The sequence below is a fragment of the Arsenophonus sp. PmNCSU2021_1 genome (assembly GCF_036919435.1).
Classification (GTDB): Bacteria; Pseudomonadota; Gammaproteobacteria; order Enterobacterales; family Enterobacteriaceae; genus Arsenophonus; species Arsenophonus nilaparvatae.
The window spans coordinates 242,553-262,177 of the sequence record NZ_JAZHPL010000003.1 but is presented as its reverse complement, the minus strand read 5'-3'; the positions used below and the strand labels follow the sequence as shown (position 1 = coordinate 262,177).

Annotated in this window: 14 protein-coding genes, 1 other RNA gene and 8 pseudogenes; 19 read left to right on the top strand and 4 right to left on the bottom strand. The window is 36.8% G+C overall.

What is annotated here, in order from left to right:
* The first annotated feature begins 153 nt into the window (after positions 1-153).
* The 7 genes and pseudogenes from V3224_RS03645 (at position 154) to V3224_RS03625 (ending at position 4,839) form a co-directional block, all read left to right on the top strand.
* On the top strand, positions 154-1,416 hold the full coding sequence (locus V3224_RS03645) for an IS701 family transposase (RefSeq protein WP_334468584.1): 1,263 nt from the start codon (positions 154-156) through the stop codon (positions 1,414-1,416).
* 2 nt (positions 1,417-1,418) lie between these two features.
* Positions 1,419-2,330, top strand: coding sequence for an AI-2E family transporter YdiK (gene ydiK / locus V3224_RS03640; RefSeq protein WP_334468583.1), 912 nt, complete (start codon positions 1,419-1,421; stop codon positions 2,328-2,330).
* 254 nt (positions 2,331-2,584) lie between these two features.
* Positions 2,585-2,693, top strand: an RNA gene (rprA, locus tag V3224_RS03635) — antisense sRNA RprA.
* An 882-nt stretch (positions 2,694-3,575) separates the two neighbouring features.
* Positions 3,576-3,698: a hemin uptake protein HemP gene (hemP, locus tag V3224_RS29735; protein WP_442889851.1), complete on the top strand. Its 123-nt coding sequence runs from the start codon at positions 3,576-3,578 to the stop codon at positions 3,696-3,698.
* 78 nt (positions 3,699-3,776) lie between these two features.
* Positions 3,777-4,010: a hypothetical protein gene (locus V3224_RS03630; RefSeq protein ID WP_334468581.1), complete on the top strand. Its 234-nt coding sequence runs from the start codon at positions 3,777-3,779 to the stop codon at positions 4,008-4,010.
* Between the two features lie 11 nt (positions 4,011-4,021).
* Positions 4,022-4,258 (top strand): annotated as a pseudogene (locus V3224_RS29730) (TonB-dependent receptor plug domain-containing protein); the annotation flags it as partial.
* Positions 4,259-4,515: 257 nt separating this feature from the next.
* Positions 4,516-4,839, top strand: coding sequence for a hypothetical protein (locus V3224_RS03625; RefSeq protein WP_334468579.1), 324 nt, complete (start codon positions 4,516-4,518; stop codon positions 4,837-4,839).
* Positions 4,840-4,878: 39 nt separating this feature from the next.
* Here V3224_RS03625 and istB (V3224_RS03620) read toward each other — a convergent pair whose 3' ends face one another.
* Positions 4,879-5,667 (bottom strand): IS21-like element helper ATPase IstB, encoded by a 789-nt coding sequence (gene istB, locus V3224_RS03620; protein ID WP_334468577.1) that lies wholly within the window; start codon positions 5,665-5,667, stop codon positions 4,879-4,881.
* Positions 5,664-6,688 (bottom strand): annotated as a pseudogene (istA, locus tag V3224_RS03615) (IS21 family transposase). The gene istB (V3224_RS03620) and the pseudogene istA overlap by 4 nt, the downstream one beginning before the upstream one ends.
* Positions 6,689-6,995: 307 nt before the next feature.
* On the opposite strand from istA, the gene V3224_RS29725 reads away from it, so the two are divergent.
* From V3224_RS29725 to V3224_RS03585, 7 genes and pseudogenes are all read left to right on the top strand, one after another.
* Positions 6,996-7,289: a TonB-dependent receptor domain-containing protein gene (locus V3224_RS29725; RefSeq protein ID WP_442889849.1), complete on the top strand. Its 294-nt coding sequence runs from the start codon at positions 6,996-6,998 to the stop codon at positions 7,287-7,289.
* Positions 7,196-7,966, top strand: a complete 771-nt coding sequence (locus V3224_RS03610; protein WP_334468575.1) for a TonB-dependent receptor domain-containing protein — start codon at positions 7,196-7,198, stop codon at positions 7,964-7,966. Before V3224_RS29725 ends, V3224_RS03610 begins: the two co-directional genes overlap by 94 nt.
* Positions 7,967-8,514: 548 nt before the next feature.
* Positions 8,515-8,985 (top strand): ChuX/HutX family heme-like substrate-binding protein, encoded by a 471-nt coding sequence (locus tag V3224_RS03605; protein WP_334468573.1) that lies wholly within the window; start codon positions 8,515-8,517, stop codon positions 8,983-8,985.
* A gap of 158 nt (positions 8,986-9,143) precedes the next feature.
* Positions 9,144-9,278: a hypothetical protein gene (locus V3224_RS03600; RefSeq protein WP_334468571.1), complete on the top strand. Its 135-nt coding sequence runs from the start codon at positions 9,144-9,146 to the stop codon at positions 9,276-9,278.
* A gap of 49 nt (positions 9,279-9,327) precedes the next feature.
* Positions 9,328-9,807 carry a ChuX/HutX family heme-like substrate-binding protein gene (locus V3224_RS03595; RefSeq protein WP_334468570.1) on the top strand — a complete coding sequence of 160 codons (480 nt, stop codon included), beginning with the start codon at positions 9,328-9,330 and terminating at the stop codon, positions 9,805-9,807.
* A pseudogene (locus V3224_RS03590) lies at positions 9,785-10,156 on the top strand (IS701 family transposase); the annotation flags it as partial. The gene V3224_RS03595 and the pseudogene V3224_RS03590, both read left to right, overlap by 23 nt.
* A gap of 200 nt (positions 10,157-10,356) precedes the next feature.
* Positions 10,357-10,956: pseudogene (locus tag V3224_RS03585) on the top strand (transposase); the annotation flags it as partial.
* A gap of 132 nt (positions 10,957-11,088) precedes the next feature.
* Here V3224_RS03585 and ppsA read toward each other — a convergent pair.
* Positions 11,089-13,041: pseudogene (ppsA, locus tag V3224_RS03580) on the bottom strand (phosphoenolpyruvate synthase); the annotation flags it as partial.
* 435 nt (positions 13,042-13,476) lie between these two features.
* Here ppsA and ppsR point away from each other — a divergent pair.
* The 5 genes and pseudogenes from ppsR (at position 13,477) to istB (V3224_RS03555) (ending at position 18,743) form a co-directional block, all read left to right on the top strand.
* Positions 13,477-14,316, top strand: a pseudogene (gene ppsR / locus V3224_RS03575) (posphoenolpyruvate synthetase regulatory kinase/phosphorylase PpsR).
* Positions 14,317-14,454: 138 nt separating this feature from the next.
* Positions 14,455-15,501, top strand: coding sequence for a 3-deoxy-7-phosphoheptulonate synthase (locus V3224_RS03570; RefSeq protein WP_032114916.1), 1,047 nt, complete (start codon positions 14,455-14,457; stop codon positions 15,499-15,501).
* A gap of 290 nt (positions 15,502-15,791) precedes the next feature.
* Positions 15,792-17,074, top strand: a pseudogene (locus V3224_RS03565) (helicase HerA-like domain-containing protein).
* A 279-nt stretch (positions 17,075-17,353) separates the two neighbouring features.
* Positions 17,354-17,995: a helix-turn-helix domain-containing protein gene (locus V3224_RS03560; protein WP_334468565.1), complete on the top strand. Its 642-nt coding sequence runs from the start codon at positions 17,354-17,356 to the stop codon at positions 17,993-17,995.
* Positions 17,982-18,743, top strand: coding sequence for an IS21-like element helper ATPase IstB (gene istB, locus V3224_RS03555; protein ID WP_334467847.1), 762 nt, complete (start codon positions 17,982-17,984; stop codon positions 18,741-18,743). The genes V3224_RS03560 and istB (V3224_RS03555) overlap by 14 nt, the downstream gene beginning before the upstream one ends.
* A gap of 65 nt (positions 18,744-18,808) precedes the next feature.
* Here the strand turns inward: istB (V3224_RS03555) and V3224_RS03550 are convergent.
* Positions 18,809-19,190, bottom strand: a pseudogene (locus V3224_RS03550) (lytic polysaccharide monooxygenase).
* Between the last annotated feature and the right edge of the window lie 435 nt (positions 19,191-19,625).

The following is a 19,625-nucleotide window of genomic DNA, read 5'->3' as shown; positions in this document are numbered from 1 at the left end:
GAGTACATACCAGACAAAATTTGGCAATTAACATTTTGTAAACAATACAATTTCCATCATCACCCTACTTTTTTTAGATACAAAAAACATGATTAATCATGTAATAGACAATTGATAATATTCACCCATCATTCTTTATAATCAGGCTAATATATGGAAAAAGCGCAATCCCCTAATGATTTACCCAAATTCATTTTTAGCATAATTGCTATTTTATTGATGATAGCTGCATGTTTTTGGGTATTGAAACCATTCATACTTGGTTTTCTCTGGGCAGGCATGGTGGTTATTGCAACCTGGCCATTATTTAAAAAAATTGAAAGTAAACTATGGCATAAAAAATGGCTAGCAAGTATAGCGATGACTCTATTACACGAGTTTCGCAATCTCCAAAAAAGAAGTATAAATTTAAAAACAAGAAAAAATCAGGGTGTTCATATTTTGTCGGGTTATCCATGTATTAAAGATATCTATAAAACATTCTTACAAGTAAGCAGTTTAAGATACTCTGGTTTAGCGTTATCAGAAGTAAGCCCATCGCCTTTATCTCATGACACTGTTAGCCGATGGCTAAAAAGTAGATGTTTTAGACCTAAAGACCTATGGCGATTAGTTGAACCTTCTATAGACAAAAAAAGCCCTTGCGTACTAATTGCCGATGATACATTGATTGCCAAAACACGTAGTAAAAAAATAGAGATGGTCCATTATCAATATTCAGGTAATGAACATGATGTTATTGCTGGCATAGGTTTAGTTAATTTGCTTTGGCATGATCTGACGAAGGTTGAATCAATTCCTATCAATTATCGTATTTATGATAAAGATTCTGATGGAAAAACAAAAAACACGCACTTTTCCGAAATGCTCACTCTTGCTAAAAAAAGAGGGATCATGCCAGAAGCGGTAGTGATGGATGCTTGGTATTCTAGCCTGGATAACCTGAAATCAATTCGCTCTCATGGTTGGATCTGGGTAACCACGCTGAGGAAAAATAGGATTGTTAACCATAACAAACAACTGAACAAGTTAGACATCTCAGAAGAAGGAACGTCAATACACTTGCGAGGATATGGTTGGGTAACCGTTTTCAAATTTACAGCCAAAAACGGCCGTATTGATTACATAGTAACAAACAAAGAGAATCCCACCCGTCAATACGTCCAATCTATCATGGATGCCCGTTGGTCTGTTGAAGTTTATCATCGAGAAGTTAAACAAAACTGTGGTATTGAACGCTGTCAGGCTCGCACGAGCCGAGCGCAAAGAAATCATATTTTTCTCGCTATTTCTGCGTGGTTTGAACAACATAAACGTCGTATATCTGAAAAAATAACCCTTTATCAACAAAATTGGGACGTAATCAAAAGTGCTATTACTGAGCAAATCCGTGTTTTATTAGCGTACCCAAATTAGTTTTGTGCGAAACTCGTGTATTAGTAATATTATTATTTGTTATTCCTTTTGCAATACTAATTGGTAGCATTATTCAAAACAGTGGCCCACTGATTGAATGGGCAAAATCACCAACTGAAATTAGATTACCCGAGCTATTGTGGTTAAAAAACCGACCATTTATAGGTAATAAACTCTTTTATGGTTGGCATACATTGGTCGCGAATGGCGGTAATACATTAATTGCTAAACTACAACCGTATGTTGGAGAAGCAACCAGCTGGTTCTTAGCCCAAGCCATTAATGCCGGGCGTTTCGTGTTTCATCTTGTCGTAATGTTACTATTTAGTGCATTACTCTATTTGCAGGGAGAAAGTGTTATATTAAGTATTCGGCATTTTGCCATTCGCCTGGCAGGTACACGAGGCGATACCGCGATCCTACTTGCAGGCCAATCAATTCGCGCTGTTGCATTAGGTGTAGTAGTTACCGCATTAATACAAGCGATTACCAGTGGTATTGGTTTAGCTTTAGCAGATATTCCTTATGCTGCGATATTAACAATTCTTATCTTTGTATGTTGTGTTGCCCAACTTGGACCATTATTGATTATGGTACCCTCCATAGTATGGTTATTCTGGTCAGGCAATACCAGCTGGGCCATTATTATGATTGTATGGAGCATAATTGTCGCAACAATGGATGGCGTACTACGTCCTATTTTAATAAGGATGGGGGCGAATTTATCAATGATACTTATTTTGATTGGCGTTATTGGTGGAATTTTATCATTTAGCGTAATTGGTCTTTTTATTGGTCCAGTCGTTTTAGCTGTCTCACATAATTTACTAACCGCCTGGATGAATGAGGTTTCGAAACCAGCTAAGTTATCAAATAATTTAACCAAATCTAATTTATATAAGAAAGATCCTTAAATTAAAATGATTGACCTAATTAATATTCTTGTTAATCATTATACTTAAATTATTTGAAATTTGTTGCGCTAAAAATTTTCCAAAATACCGATTAATACCGTACAATTAAATTTCATTAATTTTAACATTAGTATGATTAAATAATAATCTTATATAATTATACTATAAAGTGAAATTTTTATTGAGATAATTCTTAGTGATAAAACCTTAGAGTTATCTTAATATAATGCTTATAGATTAACCTCTTTATAAATTATTGGTTTCAATATTCCTAGCATTATTATGCAATAAAAAATCATGAAACCTACAGAATATTGCTGTGTGTAGTCTTTGCCTGTCAGCCCATGATAGGCTTTTTTTTTCTATTGTAAATAGTAATATTAATGATAATCAATTGATTTATAATGATATTATTGACTTTTATTTATAAAATCTAAAGCGCATCTGCTATAAAGTAAGATACTTACCTATAAATATTCATATTTTTAATTAAGCCTGCCAAATATTGATTAATAATAAAACATGCATAAACTTTACCTGTTATTCATTTACCATTCAATTGATTATCTAATACCATATATTATTATTTGATTTCTATTATATAACAGTAAATAAACCTTATTCTATATCATAATCTGGTCTGTCATCCGCCCAGCTATAATTAAACATATAATTTACAAATTTCAACGATGTTATTTTTTTAACGTCACTGAATATAAATAAAATAGTAAAAATAACCTAAAGTTAACAATAAATAAGTGAATGGAATACCATGAAAATCAAATAAAAGTTTTGAACGATATATTCTGACTATAATATAAACAAATAAAATCTATTATTTAAAATAATAACATTTTATTATATAATTGCATTTAAATTAAAAAACATATTTATTATCTATTTTATTGCTCAAAGAATGAATAAAAAACTATAAAAAACAGATAAATATCACTGATTATTCTAATACCATCTAAAATAATAATCCTGCTTTATAAAAATTATTTATATTCTTTCAACCATCCTTTATGAGAATAATTCTATTTTATTGTTTTTAAAATAAATTTCTTAATTATTTATCATTATTTCACTTTATCACTGTTTATCTGCAGATGAAAAACCTTGATTAACAACAAAACAATAATGATAATAATTACCATTACCATTATTTAGTTATACCTCTTCGATATGAACAAACTCAGACAAAGTAATTTACTAAATTCAGATGTAAAACAAATAACAACCCAGATGATTAATACCATCAATAGCCAACATTTATTGGATCAAAAAGGAGTTGCTAATATCTACCATCAAGGTAAAATTTATCAATTACACCAGACCAGAGCAGGAAAATTAATATTAACCAAATAAAATAATCAAAACCAAGCCACCTAACTACTATCAGGCAGCTAATTTTTAGATCTATTATAACAATAGGGAAGTATACCTATGGGTCTCAAGAAAAAAACTGCCTTAAAATCAATTAATTATATTAAACATTCACTATATGGCGTACCTTGTATCATCGGAATGCTGATTCCACAGCCATCCTGGGCAAAAGCAGACGATAAAACCATTATTGTATACGCTGATCAAGCAATGCCAAATATATCCACTACCGCTAAAACATATACGGTAATTGATACTAGCAAGCCAAAATATCAATACGCATCTAAGCATTAGATTTATTAAAAAGTATTCCTGGTGTTATCCTCTCTGGCTTTGGTAGTACCAATGGCCAAAATTTAAACATGCGAGGTTATGAAAGTTCCGGGGTTCTTATAACCATTGACGGTATTCGGCAGGATATTGATGCAGGAACAATCACCGGCACATTTCTAGACCCAATGTTTATAAAAAAATCATTGCTATACAAGGTAGTAATAGCCTACAAGATGGTAGTGGAGCCCTTGGTGGTACTATCGCCTTAAAAACACTTAATGCACGGGATCTGCTGGCTCCAGAGCAATCTCATGGTGCTATTCTAACCTTAGGCTATAGCCATAATGATCAGGGATATCAATATGGTAGCTTATTATTTGGTAGAACTGACGACACTGATGGATTGATTACCTTTAGTACAAGATCAAAAGGATCGCCTCATCTCAGTGATGGCTCAATTCCTTTTAATAAGGAGGATATTCACAGTCTATTCGCCAAGGGCAACTGGGCAATCACTCCGTCATATATGATTTCAGCTCAATTACGCTATTATCAAAATGATGGAATACAACTTAGAAACCCAGAAGTTGTTAAGCCCACTAAATACAAAAATAGCCGTTATGAACGTAATAGCAGCCAATATGATATTCAATTGACACAAAAAATTTATCCGCTTCATACGGAAAATTGGCTTATAGATTGGGATCTTTACTACAGTAAGCTAATAATCAAACAAAAACCTATTAATAAAAACAATGATGAAAACCGTTCCCTTATTAGCCAAGGAAGCAAAATAACCAACCATTTTATCTGGGATCATAATCAGTTGTCAATGCCAACTGAATTCTGATCCACTTTGCTAAAGTAAAACTGATCCACCCCCTTTAATTTACTCGCTAAGTTCCGGTTTCAATTTTTTATGTAGCTGACCGCTTTTTAGCTTGTCTTTTAACCGATAACTTTGTCCACTAATCTGTACAATATGTGCATGGTGCAGCAATCTATCCAGCATAGCCGCTGTTAGCGTCTCATCGTCACCAAATGTACTTGACCACTGAGCAAAAGACAGATTACTAGTTAAGAGCACACTACCCGCTTCATATCGCTTTGCCACCACCTGGAAGAACAGGTTTGCTTCTTCCTTGCCAAAAGGTAAATAGCCAACTTCATCGATAATCAATAGTCTAGGTTTACTGATAACTCGGGTAAGATATCCTTTAAGGTCACCTTGTCGATGAGAGCTAAGCAGCTGCAACATCATGTCCGCCGCAGTTAGAAAACGGATGCTTAATCCCTGCATCGCAGCCCTATAGCTGATGGCAGTAGCAAGGTGGGTCTTACCGACACCAGACGGACCTAGCAACACGATATTCTCCTGGCGCTCAATAAAAGCCAGTCCAGCCAGTTCCTGTATTTGGTTACGGGGAACACCGCTGGCATATTTGTAATCAAACTGCTCCAACGTCTTTATCACTGGCAGCCCAGATAAACGGAGTATCGTTTGACGCCGACGTTCAGTAAGTCCTTCATACTGGTGTCGTAAAACAGACTCTAGAAAGTCAGCGAGTGTACCGTTCTTGTCGACAGTTCCTTGCGCTACAGCTGGCCACTCTGTGCTTAGTCTGTCCAGTTTAAGCTGCTGGCAGAATTTTTCGATGCGTTCATACTGAAGACTCATATCGGCATCTCCAGAATCGACTGATAGACGGACAAAGGATGTTGTAGGCTCTCGATAGGAATGGGGCGAGTCTGATGTATCGGTAAAGGAAATGTGCTTGCATGACTTTCGGCAGCGGCAACAGTGCCAAGCGTTCTTGTAGCATGCGCTCTTCCGGCGATACACCCGTAGTGCCGTGTTTACGTACATTAGCTATTGTACTCAGCCAGTCTCCAATACGTGAGTTGGCGGCGGTAGCATCCAAAGTAAGCCCTGCCTGACGAAATGACGCGGTTAGTGGAACAATGAAACTGTTCTTAAGATAGTGATTAAAAGGTTCAACCTTACCTTTAGTCTTCGCCCTGTATGGACGGCAGACTTTCGGACTGAAAGCATATTTTTCGGCAAGTTTGATAAGCTGTGGATTCCAGCGGTGTTTACCAGGACCATAAACATCACGCTCAATGATAATGGTCTTCGCATTATCAAATAGCAGCTGACGAGGCATACCGCCAAAATACTGTAGGGCTGACTCAATCCCCTCGCCCCAGGCTGCTGAATTTTGACAGGTGTAAAACCTAACAAAAGTGGAGCGACTCCAGCCTAACGTGGCAACGAATGCCATCAAAGGATTCTTCCCCTGTCTGATGATCGTGAAGTCAACCTGCATCTGTTCACCGGGTTCAGTCTCAAAGCGGACAACATCTTCAATAACGGTTTTTTTCATAGGATGAAGAAAAGCGGTCAGCAAGCTATAGCTGCCTGTGTAGCCTCGTTCACGGATCTCCCGTAGCAATACGCAGGCCGGTATCCAATCAGGTCTGGCCGCCTCTACGCGTTCGAGAATATATACCTTGAAGGGATCCAACTTACCGGGTCTAGGCGCTCTCGATTTATAACGCATATTCGCCGCCGCTTCAGTGCTACGAAGATATCGCCTCCCGGTTACTCTTGAGCATGAAAGCCGTCGCGCAATCGCACGTATAGACATACCCTGGCGATGTAAAACAGAAATTTCCACTCTGATCTCCAATGTTATCATCGGCAGTACCTTAAAACTGCCATATTTACTCTTAGTCACGAGTTTCGCACCAATAAAAAAACGCTCTATTTTTAAGTTTAATTCAGCATAATATATAAATAGATAAAACCTTATAAATCAAATACAACTTATTGTAATTTAAGAAAATTCATGTGTTTTAGTAACTTGCAGATTGATCATTGCTTTTAAGCCATTTCTAGAATTTTATATGCCTGTGCGAAACTCGTGTTAGTGGATCAGTTTTACATTAGCAAGTGGATCATTTTTACATTGGTAGCGACATCAGTTTGCTGCTCACCAATTCAACATTGGTAGCGAATTTTATCAACAACAGCAACAGTCTAATAAACAAGCTAATCACTTTCCACCAGCAACATTGCGTAATATAGCGGTTTGGTTAGAGGATGAAATAACACTAAATAAACTTCCTATTACATTTTCTGCCGGTACTCGCTATACAAACTATAAAAATGATAACGATAAACACGGCAACAACCAGGATTCCGAATGGACATCTCGTGCTGCACAATCAGTATTAGCCCAACAAATTGGCTGGAACTCTTTACCTCTTATGCCGAGGGTTATCGAGCCCCAACATTAAGTGAAATTTATAATGATTCAAGACACTTTCCCGGTAGCTATTTCAAACCCAATCCTAATTTACAGCCTGAACGCAACCACACTATTGAATATGGATTAAGATTACATTTTGATAATAAATTACTGGCTAATGATAGCTTACAATGGAGCACAGCTGTTTTTGATACTAAAGCAACTGATTACATAACAACCATCATCGACCGCCAAAGACTTGACACATTAAGCATCAACACACCATCAGTGGTCATCCATGGTATAGATAGTAGAATTAATTATACCACTCCTTGGTTCAATGCTGTTCTCGCTTACAATCGAACTCATGCGAAAGACACCACATCTGGTATGAGCATTTCATCGATTCGACCAGAAAGTTTGACGGCTTCACTTGATGTACCACTAGCAAATAGCGGTTTTTCATTGGGCTGGGTTGGACAGTTTGCCGCCAGAACCAACCGCTCCGGCAATGATAAAGGTAAAGATAAATTTTGGGATCCCATCATTCAACAAGCGGGTTATGGTACCAATGACTTTTATCTATATTATCAAGGAAATGGGCGGTTATCAGGCATAAATTCCACCCTATCATTAACCAATGCATTTAATAAGTCCTACACCTCATCATTAGGTATTCCACAGGAAGGTAGGAATATACATTTTAAAATTAATTATCGCTGGTAATTATTTTTATTAACGTAATAGCAAGTCATGAGTAATTACTTATTTATTTTACTCATGGCAATTAATTTTATTGCAAAATCTCTCTCTATCAGATCAAAATCTTGTCATAAATACGTTTTTTAGCGCAAAAAAAAACAAAATAATAAAAATCAGACAATCTACAGCAACAAGTGGTTTATAGAGCTAAAGATTTCTATTTAAGCTATTAGTAATGACAAACAGGATTTTAAATTTAACACGAGTTTCGCACCAATAAAAAAACGCTCTATTTTTAAGTTTAATTCAGCATAATATGTAAATAGATAAAACCTTATAAATTAAATATAACTTATTGTAAATTAAGTGAATTTATGCATTTCAGTAACTTGCAGATTAATCATTACTTTTAAGCCATTTCTAGAATTTTATAGGCCTGTGCGAAACTCGTGTTTAATAAATCAGAGAGACCCTACAATTTACACCTATGTCCAACATTAGGCATAGTAGGTTAGTGATAGTAATAAATAAATTATGGATCAACACAATATACCTAATAAGGAAATGAAAGTATGAACGATTCACTTTATAACCTCTACCAGCAGGCAAAACAGCAGAATAATCTGCAATCAATGGCAGAATCGGCAAACTATTTAAATGTCACAGAAGCAGAATTGATTTATGCATGTGCAAATGCTGATGATGCTAAACGGTTAAATATAAACCCAACACTATTATTACCTGAATTAGCAAATCTAGGTGAAATAAAAACAATTACCAATAATAAATATGCCACTCATATCCATATCGGTGAATTCAAAAATATTCGTTTAAACAACCTGACTGGTATTGTTCTTAATCCCAGAGAACTGGATTTGCGTATTTTTCTTGATCACTGGGCAATCAGCTTTGCCTTAACTGAGACATTTTCAGATAATATACAGCACAGTATTCAGGTTTTTGATCATATGGTAATACCGTACATAAGATCTATGCCACTGAAAAAACCAATATGGCTGTTTGGTATAATTTCGCACCAATAAAAAAACGCGCTATTTTTAAGTTTAATTCAGCATGATATATAAATAGACAAAACCTTATAAATTAAATACAAATTATTGTAATTTAATAAAATTTATGTGTTTTAGTAGCTTGCAGATTAACCATTGCTTTTAAGCCATTTCTAGAACTTTATATGCCTGTGCGAAACTCGTGTAAGTTAATCAATCAATATCAAATGACCGCCAATCCACCATTAAATTTGCGTCCTATTACTGCCTATCAACAACCACCACATATTAACGAAGCGGTAAAAAAACAACTAGAAACAGATTAGCGCAATATGACCAATGTTCATCAATTTTTTCAATTATTGCAAAAACATAATGTCAAACGGCAATGCTTATCAGGTTAATAATCATTCTCTCTATCACATCCTGCACTCCGACTTTAATCAACAAAATGAAATTATGATCTTCGTTGGTAACCTTGGATGCATGCAAATATTTACCGGATGTATTCAAAAACTGGCGGCTTATCATGACAAACAAAGCGCGCTACAAAAAATTAATGCTTTAAATATAAAATTCTCCCTCAATGTGATTGAAACTGGCATCGCTAACAGTTGGGTAACACGTAAACCAACCAAGGATGGTATAGTCACCAGCCTGGAAATTTTTGATCACTATGGCAATCAAGTCATTCAACTATTTGGTCAACGTACTGAAGGAGAACCTGAACAATTAGATTGGCAAAAGCAAATTTCAACCTTAACACGAGTTTCGCAATCTCCAAAAAAGAAGTATAAATTTAAAAACAAGAAAAAATCAGGGTGTTCATATTTTGTCGGGTTATCCATGTATTAAAGATATCTATAAAACATTCTTACAAGTAAGCAGTTTAAGATACTCTGGTTTAGCGTTATCAGAAGTAAGCCCATCGCCTTTATCTCATGACACTGTTAGCCGATGGCTAAAAAGTAGATGTTTTAGACCTAAAGACCTATGGCGATTAGTTGAACCTTCTATAGACAAAAAAAGCCCTTGCGTACTAATTGCCGATGATACATTGATTGCCAAAACACGTAGTAAAAAAATAGTGATGGTCCATTATCAATATTCAGGTAATGAACATGAGGTTATTGCTGGCATAGGTTTAGTTAATTTGCTTTGGCATGATCTGGCGAAGGTTGAATCAATTCCTATCAATTATCGTATTTATGACACGAGTTTCGCACCAATAAAAAAACGCTCTATTTTTAAGTTTAATTCAGCATAATATATAAATAGATAAAACCTTATAAATCAAATACAACTTATTGTAATTTAAGAAAATTGATGTGTTTTAGTAACTTGCAGATTGATCATTGCTTTTAAGCCATTTCTAGAATTTTATATGCCTGTGCGAAACTCGTGTATGATAAAGATTCTGATGGAAAAACAAAAAACACGCACTTTTCCGAAATGCTCACTCTTGCTAAAAAAAGAGGGATCATGCCAGAAGCCGTAGTGATGGATGCTTGGTATTCTAGCCTGGATAACCTGAAATCAATTCGCTCTCATGGTTGGATCTGGGTAACCACGCTGAGGAAAAATAGGATTGTTAACCATAACAAACAACTGAACAAGTTAGACATCTCAGAAGAAGGAACGTCAATACACTTGCGAGGATATGGTTGGGTAACCGTTTTCAAATTTACAGCCAAAAACGGCCGTATTGATTACATAGTAACAAACAAAGAGAATCCCACCCGTCAATACGTCCAATCTATCATGGATGCCCGTTGGTCTGTTGAAGTTTATCATCGAGAAGTTAAACAAAACTGTGGTATTGAACGCTGTCAGGCTCGCACGAGCCGAGCGCAAAGAAATCATATTTTTCTCGCTATTTCTGCGTGGTTTGAACAACATAAACGTCGTATATCTGAAAAAATAACCCTTTATCAACAAAATTGGGACGTAATCAAAAGTGCTATTACTGAGCAAATCCGTGTTTTATTAGCGTACCCAAATTAGTTTTGTGCGAAACTCGTGCTTAACTAAAATATAATGACAGGAGTTAAACTTAATATGAAATTAGGGCTTTTCTCCATCATCATATTTTTACTCATTCCTTATTCCCAGGCAAATGAACGCATTATTACCCTTGGTTCTGACAAATGGGATCATAATCTCAGCATTGGTTAACCCCATGATATTTCGCACCCGCTTGACCGATTCACACTCCAGGGCAAAACATTGGCGAAAACTATCGGACACATAGCGTCCGGCACCACGAAAACCTAACATAGGGTCTTCTTCATGAGGTTCATAAAGCTCACCGCCAATTAAGTTAGCATATTCATTTGATTTAAAATCAGATAAACGGACAAGCACCCGTTTCGGCCCAAATGCTGCCGCTAGTGTTGCAATTCCTTCTGTTAAGCGACAAATGTAAAACTCAACCGGATCCTGATAACCTAACATTAGCGCTCGAATTTCAGCCTGTAACTCAGCTGTTTGTTGCTCAAACTCTAATAAAGCGCGTGGATGGACCCCAATCATGCGATTAATAATAAATTCCAAACGTGCCAAACCAACGCCATCATTAGGTAAACAAGCAAAATCAAATGCTCGATCAGGATTACCGACATTCATCATGATTTTCACCTTTAATGGTGGCATTTTATCAACCTGACAACTTTTGATTTCAAATGGCAATTTATCAGCATAAACAAAGCCGGTATCACCTTCAGCGCAAGAGGCTGTCACTAATTGGCCCTCTTGTAGCCGCTCAGTCGCGTCACCGCAACCAACCACAGCCGGAATACCCAATTCACGAGCAATAATCGCCGCGTGGCAAGTACGTCCACCACGATTAGTGACAATAGCAGCGGCTCGTTTCATGACAGGTTCCCAATCAGGATCGGTCATATCGGTAACCAAAACATCACCTGCCTGCACACGACTCATTTCACTAATATCGTGGATAATTTTAACTGTTCCTGCACCAATACGTTGGCCAATAGCACGCCCTTCTACTAATACCTTTCCGGTTTTTTTTATTTGATAGCGCTCCATTACCTGCTGATTAGAACGGACAGTTTCAGGACGCGCCTGGACAATATATAATTTACCATTATGGCCATCTTTAGCCCATTCAATGTCCATTGGTCGGCCATAATGCTGCTCAATTAATAATGCCTGATGAGCAAGGGTTTCAACTTAATGATCCGCTAACGAAAAACTATTACGCTGTTTTTCGGCTACCTCTTCAATTCTCACCTGCTTACCATGTTAATGATTATCAGCATAGACCATACGCATTTTTTTCGAGCCTAATGTTCTGCGCACAATAGCTGGACGGCCCGCTTTTAATGCCGGTTTATGCACATAAAATTCATCAGGATTAACTACTCCTTGAACAACCATCTCGCCAAGCCCACACGCTGAGGTAATAAAAACTACCTGATCAAAACCTGATTCGGTATCTAAAGTAAACATTACGCCCGAAGAAGCTAAATCAGAACGTACCATGCGTTGAATACCAGCAGAAAGCGCGATACCACGATGATCATAACCTTGATGAACTCGATATGAGATAGCCCGGTCGTTAAATAGTGAAGCAAAAACACGTTTAATAGCAACCATTACCGCGTCAATACCTTGTACATTCAAAAAAGTTTCTTGCTGACCTGCAAAAGAAGCATCTGGCATATCTTCGGCAGTAGCAGAAGAACATACGGCAAACGAAATATCAGACTCATCGGCGGATAATTGCAAAAAAGCCTGCCGAATATCTTGTTCTAATTTATCGCCAAAAGGGGTATCGATGATCCATTGCCGGATTTGGCTACCTGCTTTGGCTAATTGAGTTACATCGTCAATATCAATTTCATCCAATAATTGGTATATACGCTGATTAACCCCACCTTGTTCTAAAAAATCATTGAAAGCTCGGGCGGTAGTGGCAAAACCATTCGGCACCATAACATTCAGATCAGCTAAATGTGTGATCATTTCACCTAAAGAAGCGTTCTTTCCACCAACTAAATCAACATCATTCATAGTAAGCTGGTTATACCAAAGTATATTGCATGAAGTACGGCCATTATCGGACATTGAAAAAGATCCCTTATTAAAATTCATAGGAAGTGTAAATATTTTAGTTAGTTGGCAAAAATTATCTCACTATTAAGACTAACATAGTCACGAGTTTCGCACCAATAAAAAAGCGCTCTATTTTTAAGTTTAATTCAGCATAATATATAAATAGAAAAAATCTCATAAATTAAAAATAACTTATTGTAATTTAAGTAAATTTATACGTCTTAGCAAGTTACAGATTAATTATTGTTCTGAAGCCATTTCTAGAATTTTATATGCCCGTGCGAAACTCGTGATAGTGTTGAACCAAAAATGGAATGGTGAATCGATCAAGCTCATAATAATATTTTTTAACACCAGATAATCTATCATTCGGCTAACAAATTTTTACATTTGATCTTTATTATTTTACTTTCTAAAAATAGAATTAAAGAAAAGGAAAATTAACCAATGGACAATCATCACGCCAAAAATTTAGAACGCTGTGTATTTTTTATCTCTGACGGAACCGCTATTACTGCAGAGACACTCGGGCATGCAGTTTTATCACAATTTCCGCTAAATTTTTCTTCTTACACACTACCGTTTGTCACCAGCGAAAAACGCGCTTAAGAAATAAAACAAAAAATTGATCAAATCTATTCAAAAACCCATCTCCGGCCGTTGGTTTTCTACTCGATTATTTCTCCAACAGTAAAAAAAATTATTACCAATAGTGCCGGCTGTTGTCATGATATTGTCCAATCTTTAATTGATCCGATCCAGCAAGAGATCGGCTTAAAACCCGAACCAAAGCTCAACCGTACGCATGGACTATCTAATCTAAATCAATATGATGCTAGAATTGCAGCGATTGAATATACATTAGCGCACGATGATGGTATATCACTAAAAAACCTCGATCAGGCTCAAGTTATTTTACTTGGGGTTTCGCGCTGTGGTAAAACACCCACCAGCCTCTATTTAGCGATGCAATTTGCCATCCAGGCTGCCAATTACCCTTTCACCGCAGATGATATGGATAATTTACAATTACCACTTGCATTAAAACCTTATATAAATAAACTTTTTGGTCTAACAATTAGTCCTGAGCGTCTAGCCGCTATTCGTGAAGAGCACTATGAAAAAAGTCGTTATGCTTCTTTACATCAATGTCGGATAGAATTAACTGAGGTTGAGGCTTTATTTAGAAGACATAATATTAACTATTTAAATACAACTAATTACTCTGTCGAAGAGATTTCAGCCAAAATTATTGAAATATTTGGGCCAACTCGTCGTATATTTTAACAATTTAAAATTAGCTGAGAAACGCTCATTACTTTAACGATATCTTAAACAACCATTAGATCCAGTTTATTTTCGGTTATGGTAATGCTAGTTTATTTGCCAGAAAATCGACTATATTGAATTATATATGAGATAAATATGTATAAAACCGATGAGTTAAGAACTCAACCTATTGATAGACTTATTACGCCTCAAGCGTTGGTGGATGAATTTCCGCTATCCAAAGAAATTATCAAAAATGTTACAACGTCACGGAAATCGATTGAGTCAATTTTAATTGGCCAAGATCAACGCCTATTGGTGGTCATTGGCCCCTGCTCTGTACATGATACCCAAGCGGCACTTGAATATGCCAAAATGTTGGCTAAATTGCGCGGCGAATATAAAGATTATCTTGAAATCGTGATGCGTACCTATTTTGAAAAACCACGTACAGTGATTGGCTGGAAGGGTTTAATTTCCGATCCTGACCTAAACAATTCCTGCCAAGTTAACAAAGGCTTGCGTTTAGCCCGTGAGCTACTAACTAATATTAATCAACTTGGACTACCAACAGCAACTGAATTTTTAGATATGATAACCGGTCAGTATGTAGCCGATCTTATTAGCTGGGGAGCTGTCGGCGCCAGAACAACAGAAAGCCAAATCCATCGACAAATGGCATCAGCTCTGTCATGTCCGGTTGGTTTCAAAAACGGTACCGACGGCAATATTAATATTGCTATCGATGCTATTCGTGCCGCACGTGCCAGCCATGTATTTTTATCGCCTGATAAGAATGGGCAAATGACTATTTATCAAACGAAAGGTAACCCTTATGGCCATATTATTATGCGGGGAGGAAAACGGCCTAATTATAGCGCTGAAGATATTGCCATAGCCTGTAGTCAGTTACGCAAATTGGGATTACCGGAACGATTGGTTATCGACTTTAGCCATGGTAATTGCCAAAAAATTCATCAACGCCAAATCGATGTAGCTAAAAACATTGCTCAACAATTGCAAAAAGGCTCGAGGGCTATCGCCGGCATTATGGCAGAAAGTTTTCTAATAGAAGGTACCCAGCAAGTCACTGCAGGCAAGCCACTGACCTATGGTCAGTCTATTACCGACCCTTGCCTAGGCTGGCAAGACACTGAACAATTACTAACTATACTTGCTGAAGCGGTAAAACATCGATTTTAGTCATCATAAAGGAGAATTTTTAAGTCACAATTAAATTAATTGTCAAACAAAATTCTTCCTTACCAATAAGTTATTTTATCTGGCCGGATTTACTGAATTTTTTATTATTAAAATACCAAATGCCCCACCATCAGCTATCTTTACCTATATACTTGTATAATTTTTTATTGAGTCTATTTTAACAATCGCATTTACTATTTTGTCTGGTAATTAAAAATTTAACTAAAATTTACTATCAAGCCTGGCAACAAAATTATACCCATTATGCCGACTACAGAGGATATTTTTAGATGCAAAAATCTCTCGTCATCGCTAAAAATAGTGAAACTGAATTAGCCATATTGCCTGCACTGGCAAATCGACATGGATTAATTACTGGTGCAACAGGAACAGGTAAAACTGTAACGCTACAAAAAATGGCGGAAAGTTTTTCTCAAATTGGAGTACCGGTTTTTATGGCAGATGTAAAAGGTGATCTCTCGGGTATTGGAGCAAAAGGTGTATTAACTCCTAAATTGCAATCACGCCTTGAAGCGCTTGGCGTAACAGACTGGCACCCTGCTGCTTGCCCTGTCACTTTCTGGGATGTTTTTGCAGAACTTGGACACCCGGTGCGGGCAACCATCTCAGATATGGGACCATTGCTATTATCACGGTTGATGAATTTAAATGATGTGCAAAGTGGTGTATTATAACTTATTTTTAAAATTGCCGATGACAACGGCTTACTATTGCTGGACATGAAAGATCTGCGCTCTACCGTTCAATATGTTGGTGAAAATGCGAAACAATTTCAAACTGAATACGGTAACATTGCCAGCACCTCAATCGGCGCCATACAACGTGGCTTATTAACCCTTGAACAACAAGGCGCTGATTACTTTTTCGGCGAACCTATGCTTGATATCGTTGATCTGATCAAAACTGATCCTAATGGCCAAGGAATGGTCAATATTCTTGCCGCAGAAAAGCTCTATAATCAGCCTAAGCTCTACGCGGTGTTTCTATTATGGTTATTCTAGGACAGTTAGGCAATCGGGTTCAGCACGCATTACGAGCATTTACGCCGCGTGATCAAAAGGCAGTTAAAGCTGCAGCCGAAACTATGCGAGCAAATCCAGATTTTAAAGCTGAACAGGCAATAACTGAACTTGGGGTTGGTGAAGCATTAATCTCGTTCTTAGACGAAAAAGGACGTCCTAATATAGTTCAAAGAGCTTTTGTTATTGCGCCAGACTCGCGCATGGGAGTACTAACTGCAGAAGAGCGCAATCAGCTACTTAATCATTCAGATATTTATGGCAAATATGAGAAGATGCTGGATCGCGAGTCAGCCTATGAAAAACTGACAAATCAAACAACCAATGATATATCGGCAACCAACCCAGTAAATCAAACAACAAAAAATACCGAAGATAATAGATTTGTCGGCGGCTTAAAAGATTTTCTTTTTGGTTCAACCGGCCCTAGAGGGGGTAAAAAAGAGGGTTTAGTGCAAACAGCAACGAAATCTGCAGTACGTCAAATCAGTAATCAAATTATTCGTGGCATTTTAGGCGGTAGAAAACGTTAAAAATAGCCAATAACAAACTGGCTGTAGCTTATACCAGGTTTGTTAATCAAATATCCTAATGTAATAAGTAACAAGTAGTTTTATTTACATCATAAAATAGAAAAAATTACTTGTTAATACTATTTAGCAGCCAATCGCAGTCACTGTAGTACTTTCAGCTAAATCAAGATTTTTTTAACACCATTAGTTACTGTCACCGATCATGCAAAACTGATCCACTAACGATCATCTAAAACTGATCCACTTGGTATTATTCGCACATTTTTGTACGGATAATTTATGTTAACCAAGGAGATATTTGTGGATATTCATGTTCGCTTTGCACAAGGACAAAGCCTTCGAAAAATTGCCCGTGAATTGGGCATATCCCGTAACACCGTAAAACATCATTTACAACAACAGACAATGCCAACTTATGCTAAAAGAAGTCAACAACCGACTAAATTAGCACCCTTTAAACCTTATTTGCTTCATCGAATTGAACTGGCTAAACCTGATTGGATCCCTGCAACAGTCTTATTTGATGAAGTAGTTGAAAGCGGCTATCAAGGCGGTATTACTCAATTACGCCGATTTGTTTGTCAATTTAAACCAAGCATTGTTCCCGAAGCTGTCGTCCGTTTTGAAACACAGCCAGGTCAACAAATGCAAATCGACTTCACCAGCATCCGGCGAGGTAAAAAATCACTAAAAGCGTTTGGTGCAACGCTAGGCTATTCGCGTGCGAGTTATGTAAAGTTCTTTGATAATGAACGAGCAGAATCCTGGCAACTTCTACCCTTACCAGCAAGGGTTTGCCAATCTATCCCGCAGACTGATACGCTTAATATCCGTATCGTACCGCCCCTTGAATCTGTCAGTTTGCAACACTCAATCAGCGTATACGAAGCATTGCTGGGAGGTGAACATGTTATTGCATGAACAAATTGAACACCTGTGTGAGTCATTGAAATTAAATTCTATTCCGACTCATTGGTCATCACTTGCCGAACAATGCATTGCCCAAGACAAAAGCTACGGAGAGTTTTTACTGTCCCTATTAAAATGTGAGCAACAACAACGAGATGAACGAACCCGTAATCTTTTGAGTCGGATGGCAGGATTCCCAGCACATAAAGAACTTAATACGTTCGATTTTAAGTTTGCAACGGGGATCCCCAAACAACACATACAGGAATTAAGCGCATTAACGTTTATTGAACGTAATGAAAATGTCGTGTTGCTTGGCCCAAGCGGTGTAGGCAAAACGCATTTAGCTATTGGGTTAGGATTAAAAGCAGTACAGGCCAAGAAGAAAACCCGCTTTACCACGGCAGCTGAACTGATGTTGCAACTCTCAACTGCCAAACGACAAAATAAGCTCAAACAATATCTATCACGTTCGGTGATGGCCCCGAAATTGTTGATTATCGATGAGATTGGATACCTGCCGTTTGGGCGAGAAGAAGCAAACCTGTTTTTCAATGTGATTGCCAAGCGTTATGAGCATGGCAGTGTCATATTGACGAGTAACTTATCATTTGGGCAATGGCCAAATGCTTTTGCTGATGACGCAACATTAACTGCCGCTATGCTTGCTCGTTTACTTCATCATTCGCATGTACTGCAATTAAGCGGTGAAAGCTATCGATTGAAAGATAAGCGGCGCTCAGGAGCAATGACTGAGTAAAAGTGGATCAGTTTTCGGTGATCGTTGACAGTTACTTAAGAAAAATCGTTGTAAGATGATTAAAACTAGCGAGTTTTCATATTGGCATCAATAACTTGATAAAATGCATTAGATGTATCATCTATGGTCCATACACCTAAAATGACCTGATATAACCTTAGTCCAACGAGTTGCCGTTTGCTCATCCAATTGCTTAAACGCCCCCACACCAGCACTGGCTATTTTGCCATCAGCAGGCCCTCTTTGTGGGAAACCTTTTCGACCTTCAACTGATTGCGGTTCATACTGAATTAGGCCACAACTCTTGTTTTGCAGTGTTGAACATAAGTAAGCCCGACTAGCCGGCGAATCAATATATCCATGCATAGGTTTGATTTCAGTGCCGGTACTAGCAAAACTTGAAGCACTGATTAACGTTAACGTTGCCAACAATAATTTGGTTTTCATTTTTCTTACTCCTTAAGCAATAAATTTGATTTCTGCAAAGAAATAATTAGTAATAAACACAATAACAGAGTAAAAAATTATCATCCCAGAACAAGCTCGATATCAATTTAAATTAATTATTTAACGCTTAAAAAAACACTTACAATATTTTTGACAAATAACTAATAAATATAAATAAATAATAATTATTTTTAACCGTTTTTAATAAAAATAAAAACTTAATTAAAATTTTATAAAACATGATTTTCATATTTAATGTTTAGTTAAAAAATAAAATAAATTTTCAAACAGCTATGTTATATAACATGGAAAAAATATTAATCAAATTAATTAGAATTGGTATTTTGCATTAATTTTTAAATAAAATATTTAATTATATTATTATTAAAATAACAATATAATTCTCAGTAACAAAAAACCCAGTAAAAATTTTTA